At 70.3% G+C, this 5,890-nt stretch carries 6 protein-coding genes; 3 read left to right on the top strand and 3 right to left on the bottom strand.

Annotated elements, in window-relative coordinates; translation table 11 throughout:
• Together AC07Y4_RS32490 and AC07Y4_RS32495 are read right to left on the bottom strand one after the other, a co-directional pair.
• On the bottom strand, window positions 1–1,355 hold a 1,355-nt coding region (locus AC07Y4_RS32490), incomplete at its 3' end, for an ATP-binding protein (protein WP_495275667.1).
• A 52-nt stretch (window positions 1,356–1,407) separates the two neighbouring features.
• A complete protein-coding gene (locus AC07Y4_RS32495; protein WP_062470958.1) occupies window positions 1,408–1,827 on the bottom strand; it encodes an organic hydroperoxide resistance protein in 420 nt (139 codons plus the stop codon).
• A 193-nt stretch (window positions 1,828–2,020) separates the two neighbouring features.
• Between AC07Y4_RS32495 and AC07Y4_RS32500 the strand changes: the two genes are divergently transcribed.
• On the top strand, window positions 2,021–2,761 hold the full coding sequence (locus tag AC07Y4_RS32500; protein WP_062470956.1) for a response regulator: 741 nt from the start codon (window positions 2,021–2,023) through the stop codon (window positions 2,759–2,761).
• Window positions 2,762–3,129: 368 nt separating this feature from the next.
• Entirely contained in the window at window positions 3,130–4,152 is a 1,023-nt protein-coding gene (locus tag AC07Y4_RS32505; RefSeq protein ID WP_487850026.1) for an alpha/beta fold hydrolase, read from the top strand.
• A 15-nt stretch (window positions 4,153–4,167) separates the two neighbouring features.
• Here the strand turns inward: AC07Y4_RS32505 and AC07Y4_RS32510 are convergent, their stop codons facing one another.
• Window positions 4,168–5,079: a formate dehydrogenase accessory sulfurtransferase FdhD gene (locus tag AC07Y4_RS32510; RefSeq protein ID WP_495275668.1), complete on the bottom strand. Its 912-nt coding sequence runs from the start codon at window positions 5,077–5,079 to the stop codon at window positions 4,168–4,170.
• 82 nt (window positions 5,080–5,161) lie between these two features.
• Between AC07Y4_RS32510 and AC07Y4_RS32515 the strand changes: the two genes are divergently transcribed.
• Complete coding sequence (locus tag AC07Y4_RS32515) at window positions 5,162–5,752, top strand: DUF3305 domain-containing protein (RefSeq protein ID WP_159275132.1); 591 nt, start codon at window positions 5,162–5,164, stop codon at window positions 5,750–5,752.
• Window positions 5,753–5,890 lie beyond the last annotated feature (138 nt).

The following is a 5,890-nucleotide window of genomic DNA, read 5'->3' on the forward strand; positions in this document are numbered from 1 at the left end:
GGCGCGGCGGCCAACGCCAGCCGCGCCTCGAGCCCGCCTTCAGGGCGGTTGTGCAGCGTGAGCTCGGCGCCCATCGCCATGGCCAGCTGGTGCGCGATGGCCAGGCCCAGGCCGGTGCCGCCGGTGCTGCGGTTGCGCGAGCTTTCGACGCGGTAGAAGGGCTTGAGCACCGCGTCGAGTTCCTCGGGGGGAATGCCCGGGCCGTTGTCGAGCACGCTCACCACGAGGCGGCCGCCTTCGCCTTCAGCCTGCACGCGCAGCGTCACGTCGGAGCCGAACTTGAGCGCGTTGTCGATCAGGTTCATCAGGATGCGGCGCAGCGCGTTGGGGCGGCTCACGATCGGCGCGCCGGCCCGGCCGTCGAGCCGCACCCGCTGGCCCACGTCTTCGTAGTCGGCCACCATGCTCTCGAACAGCGCGTCGGCGTCGATGCGCAGCGGCGGCTCGGTGGCGCCGTGCAGCGTGCGCGCATAGGTCACGCCTTCGCGCACCAGCGCGTTCATGGCGTCCAGGTCCTGGCGGAATTTCTCGCGGTCGTGCGTGTCGTCCATCAGGTCGGTGCGCAGGCGCATCCGCGTGATGGGCGTCTGCAGGTCGTGCGAGATGGCCGCCAGGATCTCGACGCGCTCCGCCATGTAGCCCGCGATGCGCTGCTGCATCGCGTTGAAGGCGCGCGCCGCGTGCGCCACTTCGGTGGGGCCCTCTTCCGCCAGCGTGCGGCCCTTCAGATCAGGCCCGAGCTGGTCGGCCGCCGCGGACAGCTGCGCGAGCGGCCGCGTCACCAGCCGCACCGCGACCCAGGCGCACACGGCCAGCACCAGCAACTGGCCCGCCAGCAGCCACATCACCCAGCCCGACACCGGCATGCCCACGCGCATGGCGTGCACGACCACGGACGAGCCGTCGCCCAGCCGCACCTCGATCTGCAGGCCCTCGGGCGGCCAGGCCACCTCGCCGACCTTGACGACCGGGAACGGGCGCATCGCCTCGACGATGGCCGCGGCAAACTGCTGCGAAGCCTCCGAGCCGGGCGCGCTACCCTGCGCACTGCCGCCCAGCACGAAGCGGTAGTTGCGCCGTTCCAGCCGGTCGAGCCAGCCGGCGCGCTCCGCCGCGGGGAGCCGGTCGAGGATGGCGACCGAGCTCGCGATGTCGCGCTCGATGCCGATCATCATCAGCTCGCGAAGCGCCATGTTCCGCTCGTAGCGGATCGCCGCGAAGGTGAGCAGCTGCGCGATCGCCAGGCCCACCACGATGATCAGCATCACGCGGGAGAACAGCGAGCCGGGCAGCAGCCGGCGCCAGCGCGGCGCCGTACCGCTCGGATTCGCAACGGGATTCGCGGAAGTGGACATGGACAGCTTCTTCAGTCAGGCGGCGTGGCGATGCGTCATCAGCGCAGCGGGCTCACACCAGGTGGATGGCAACGTCGATGTTGCCTCGGGTCGCCTTGGAATAGGGGCAGGTCTGGTGCGCGGCCTCGGTGAGGGCCTGCGCCACCTCGCGGTCCAGGCCCGGCAGGCTCACGTTCAGGCGCGCCTGCAAAAAGTATTCGCCGCCGGCGGTGCCCAGATCGACCTCGGCATCGACGGCCAGGTCGGGCGGCAGCGCGACCTTCATCTTGCCGGCCGCCTTGCCCATCGCGCCGATGAAGCAGGCCGACCAGCCGGCCGCGAACAGCTGCTCGGGGTTGGTGCCGGTGCCGGCGCTGCCGGGCGACGAGAGCTTGATGTCCAGGCGGCCATCGGAGCTGCGCGCCTCGCCGTCGCGGCCTCCCGAGGAGGTGTGGGTCTTGCCGGTGTAGAGGACTTTGTCGATGCGGGTCATGAAGGTTCCTTGAGTGCAGGGTGGTTGGAAAACGCACGGATTGTTGGGCCGCCCGCCCCCTGCCGGATCGCCTTCTGTATGCCTGTGTATCTGGCCCGCACATCCACACACTACGTTTCCACGGCCGTGGCCCGCGCGCCGCCGGAACGCTACATTGCGGCTGCGGCGCCGTGCCGCCACCGCCTCCCCTGCCATGACGCCCAAGACCTCCGACCACATCCTCATCGTCGACGACGACCGGGACATCCGCGAACTGCTCACCACCTACCTGGTGAAGAACGGCCTGCGCGTGGTCGCGGTGCCCACGGGGCGCCACATGCGCGCCGCGCTCGAGGCGTCGGGGCCCTTCGACCTGATCATCCTGGACCTGATGCTGCCCGGCGAAGACGGGCTCACGCTGTGCCGCGACCTGCGCACCGGCAAGTACAAGGCCACGCCCATCCTCATGCTGACCGCGCGCAGCGAGGAAGCCGACCGCATCCTGGGCCTGGAGATGGGCGCCGACGACTACCTGGCCAAGCCCTTTTCCGCGCGCGAGCTGCTGGCGCGCATCCGCGCCGTGATGCGGCGCACGCGCATGCTGCCGCCCAACATGGGCACCGTCGAACCCTCGCAGAAGCTGGGGTTCGGCGAATGGCAGGTCGACACGGTGGCGCGCCACCTGATCGACGACGCCGGCGTGATGGTGGCGCTCAGCGGCGCCGAGTACCGGCTGCTGCGCGTGTTCCTGGACCACCCGCAGAAGGTGCTCAGCCGCGACCAGCTGCTGAGCCTGACGCAGGGCCGCGAGGCCGAGCTCTTCGAGCGCTCCATCGACCTGCTCGTGAGCCGGCTGCGCCAGCGCCTGCGCGACGACGCGCGCGAGCCGCGCTACATCAAGACCGTGCGCAGCGAAGGCTACGTGCTCGCTTCGGCGGTCGAAGCGAGAGACTGACCGACGCCACGCTCTGGCACTGGGTCGGGTGGCGCAGCTCGTGCGCCAGCCCGCCCGCGAAGAACAGCAGCGCGAACCAGAGTTTCTTGAATCCGCGAGGGCGCGTCATGGGGATTTCCTTCGGTCGATGAGTGGATGACGGGCGGATTGTTGGCCGCCTTCTCACCACGCAACGGGCATTGCGTATGCCTGTGTATCCCGGCTCGACATCGACACACCACGTTTCGTTGAGGCGGCTTCGCACGCCTGCGATTGAAATTTAGTATGGCCGGAACCGGCGCGGATACAGAGGCATACACAAGCCGATCAGCAGCTGGGTTTCCCCCCGAACAATCGCGCCGTCCCCCTTCGAATCCCAGGAGATTTCCATGACTGCCTCCCCCTCGCTGCCCCGCCGCGCCTTCCTCGGCAAGGCCGCGCTCGGCCTCGCCGCCACGCAGCTGACATCGATCGTTCCCGCCTTCGCCCAATCCGCCGCCACAGGCAGCACCCGGCGCCTCGAACCCCTCAAAAGCATCGACGCCGGCAGCCTGCGCATCGGCTACTACGAGGCCGGCCCGGCCGACGGCGCGCCGGTGATCCTTCTGCACGGCTGGCCCTACGACATCCACATGTTCGTCGACGTCGCACCGCAGCTGGCCGCCGCGGGCTTTCGCGTGATCGTGCCGTACCTGCGCGGCTACGGCACCACCCGCTTCCTGTCGGCCGACACGCCGCGCAACGGGCAGCAGTCGGCGGTGGCCGTCGACATCGTGGCGCTGATGGATGCGCTGAAGATCCCCGTCGCCACGGTGGCCGGCTGCGACTGGGGCGCACGCACCGCGTGCATCATGGCCGCGCTGTGGCCGGAGCGCGTGAAGGCGCTGGTGTCGGTCAGCGGCTACCTCATCGGCAGCCAGGAGGCCGGCAAGGCGCCGCTGCCGCCGCAGGCCGAGCTGCAGTGGTGGTACCAGTACTACTTCGCGACCGAGCGCGGCCGCGCGGGCTACGAGAAGAACCGCCATGACTTCGCCAGGCTCATCTGGCAGCTCGCCTCGCCGAAGTGGAACTTCGATGCCGCCACCTTCGAGCGCAGCGCCGTCGCCTTCGAGAACCCCGACCATGTGGCGATCACGGTGCACAACTACCGCTGGCGCCTCGGCCTGGCCGAGGGCGAGGCGAAGTACCAGGCGCTGGAGAACCGGCTGGCCCAGGCGCCGGTGATCGGCGTGCCGACCATCACGCTCGAAGGCGACGCCAACGGGGCGCCGCACCCGGAACCCGGCGCGTATGCGAAGAAATTCTCGGGGCGCTACGAGCACCGGCTGGTCAGCGGCGGCATCGGCCACAACCTGCCGCAGGAGGCGCCCGAGGCGTTCGCGAAGGCGGTGATCGACGTGGCGCGCGGGTAAGCCGCGCAGGCCTGCTCAGTCGGCGGTGAGCGCCTGCGCCAGCGGCTCGGCGTCGAAGCGCTCGAACCCGCAGTAGCACAGGAAGTGGCGGTTGGCCGCGCGGCCGAACAAGGTCATGCCGAGCTGGGTGGCCAGCTCGTGCCCCATCGCGGTGACGCCGTTGCGCGAGACGACGATCGGCACGCCCATGTGGGCCGACTTCATCACCATCTCGCTCGTCAGGCGGCCCGTGGTGTAGAAGACCTTGTCGCCGCCGTCGACGCCATGCGCCGCCATCCAGCCGGCGATGGTGTCGATGGCGTTGTGCCGTCCGACGTCTTCCGCGAACACCAGCATCTCGGTGCCACGGAACAGCGCGCACCCGTGCACCGACCCGGCATGCCGGTGCACGCTGTTGCGTGATTTCATCTGTTCGAGGATGCGCGCCAGCGTGCCCTGCGCGATGCGCGCCGACTGCGCCGCCGGCAGCCGCACGGCGCCGATCTGCGCCATGGCATCGCCGAAGACGGTGCCTTGTCCGCAGCCCGTGGTCACGACCCGGTGCGCGGTTTTTTCGGCGAGGTTCGCGATGCCGCGGTGGGTCTTCACGGCGGCCGCCTCCACGCTCCAGTCGACGTCGATGCTCTCGACCTCGTCGGCGCGCCGCACCAGGTCCTGGTTCAGCAGGTAGCCCAGCACCAGCAGCTCGGGCGCGGCGCCCAGGGTCATCAGCGTCACGAGTTCGCGCTTGTCGACGAAGACGGTCAACGGCCGCTCCGCCGGGATATCGATGTCGCGGCGCTCGCCGTGCTGGTCGACGATCTCGATGCGGCGCAGCAGCGGGCCGCGCGCCGGGTTCAGGCGCGGCGCGCCGGCGCGCCGGGGCAGCGGGACCGCATCGAAAGCCAGCGGTGTCTCGTCTTCTGCGTCGTCTTCACGTGGGGCCATGCGGAATCCTACGCCACCGCTGCGAGCGGAGCTCGAAGGGGTACTGCTCGCGAACGGGCGCGCCATCGGCTATGGTTCGTTCATGCCTTCTTCGGACACTCCCGCGACCGCGCCCACGGGCCGCCCGACGCTCGACGTCGCGGTGGTCATGCGCCGCGAGCGCCTGCACGGCCCCTCGAGCCACTGGCAGCCCTGGCGCTGGACGCTCGACAGCGTGCTGCCCGACGAGCCCGGTTTCGGCACCGAACCGCGCCTCCTGCGCGACGACGACGGCGAGCAGCACTGGCTGCACCCCGGCTTCCAGGTCGAGCTGTACCGCGACGAGGCCGAGGGCTACCACCTCAACGCAATCACGCCGACCCCGTGCTGGTTCGTGCTGTGGCGCATGGACGAGGAACCGACGCTTTCCACGGAACCCATTCCGCGGCCGGTCGTGGTCACGCTCAGCTACTACGAGGCCGGGCGCTGGCTCGATGCGCAGGAAACCGTCGAGCAGGTGCCGGCGCCCGCGGAGGTGGTCGACTGGGTGCGCGCCTTCGTCGACGAACACTACGTGGTCGAGCCCAAGCGCCGCCGGCGGCCCGAGAGCTTCCGCTCGCTGGTCGACCGCTTCGGCAACGCCGCGAGCGTGACGACCGAGAAGAAGCGCGGGCGAGGCGCGGGCGATGTCTGAGGGTTTCCTCGGACGCTGGTCGCGCCGCAAGCAGGAGGTGCGCGCGGCCGAGGCCGCCGTGGAGGAAAAGACCCTGCCGGCCGTGGAACCCGTTGCGGCGCCCGTGCCAGTGCCCGCCCCCGCCGCGCTCGCCGAGCC

It is taken from the genome of Variovorax sp. GW460-12-1-14-LB1 (assembly GCF_059423605.1).

Excerpts from the sequence above, each read along its gene's own strand:
- AC07Y4_RS32510 (WP_495275668.1), bottom strand. The coding sequence starts at position 5,079 with ATGGCCCCACGTGAAGACGACGCAGAAGACGAGACACCGCTGGCTTTC.
- AC07Y4_RS32500 (WP_062470956.1), top strand. The coding sequence starts at position 2,021 with ATGACGCCCAAGACCTCCGACCACATCCTCATCGTCGACGACGACCGG.
- AC07Y4_RS32505 (WP_487850026.1), top strand. The coding sequence starts at position 3,130 with ATGACTGCCTCCCCCTCGCTGCCCCGCCGCGCCTTCCTCGGCAAGGCC.
- AC07Y4_RS32515 (WP_159275132.1), top strand. The coding sequence starts at position 5,162 with ATGCCTTCTTCGGACACTCCCGCGACCGCGCCCACGGGCCGCCCGACG.
- AC07Y4_RS32495 (WP_062470958.1), bottom strand. The coding sequence starts at position 1,827 with ATGACCCGCATCGACAAAGTCCTCTACACCGGCAAGACCCACACCTCC.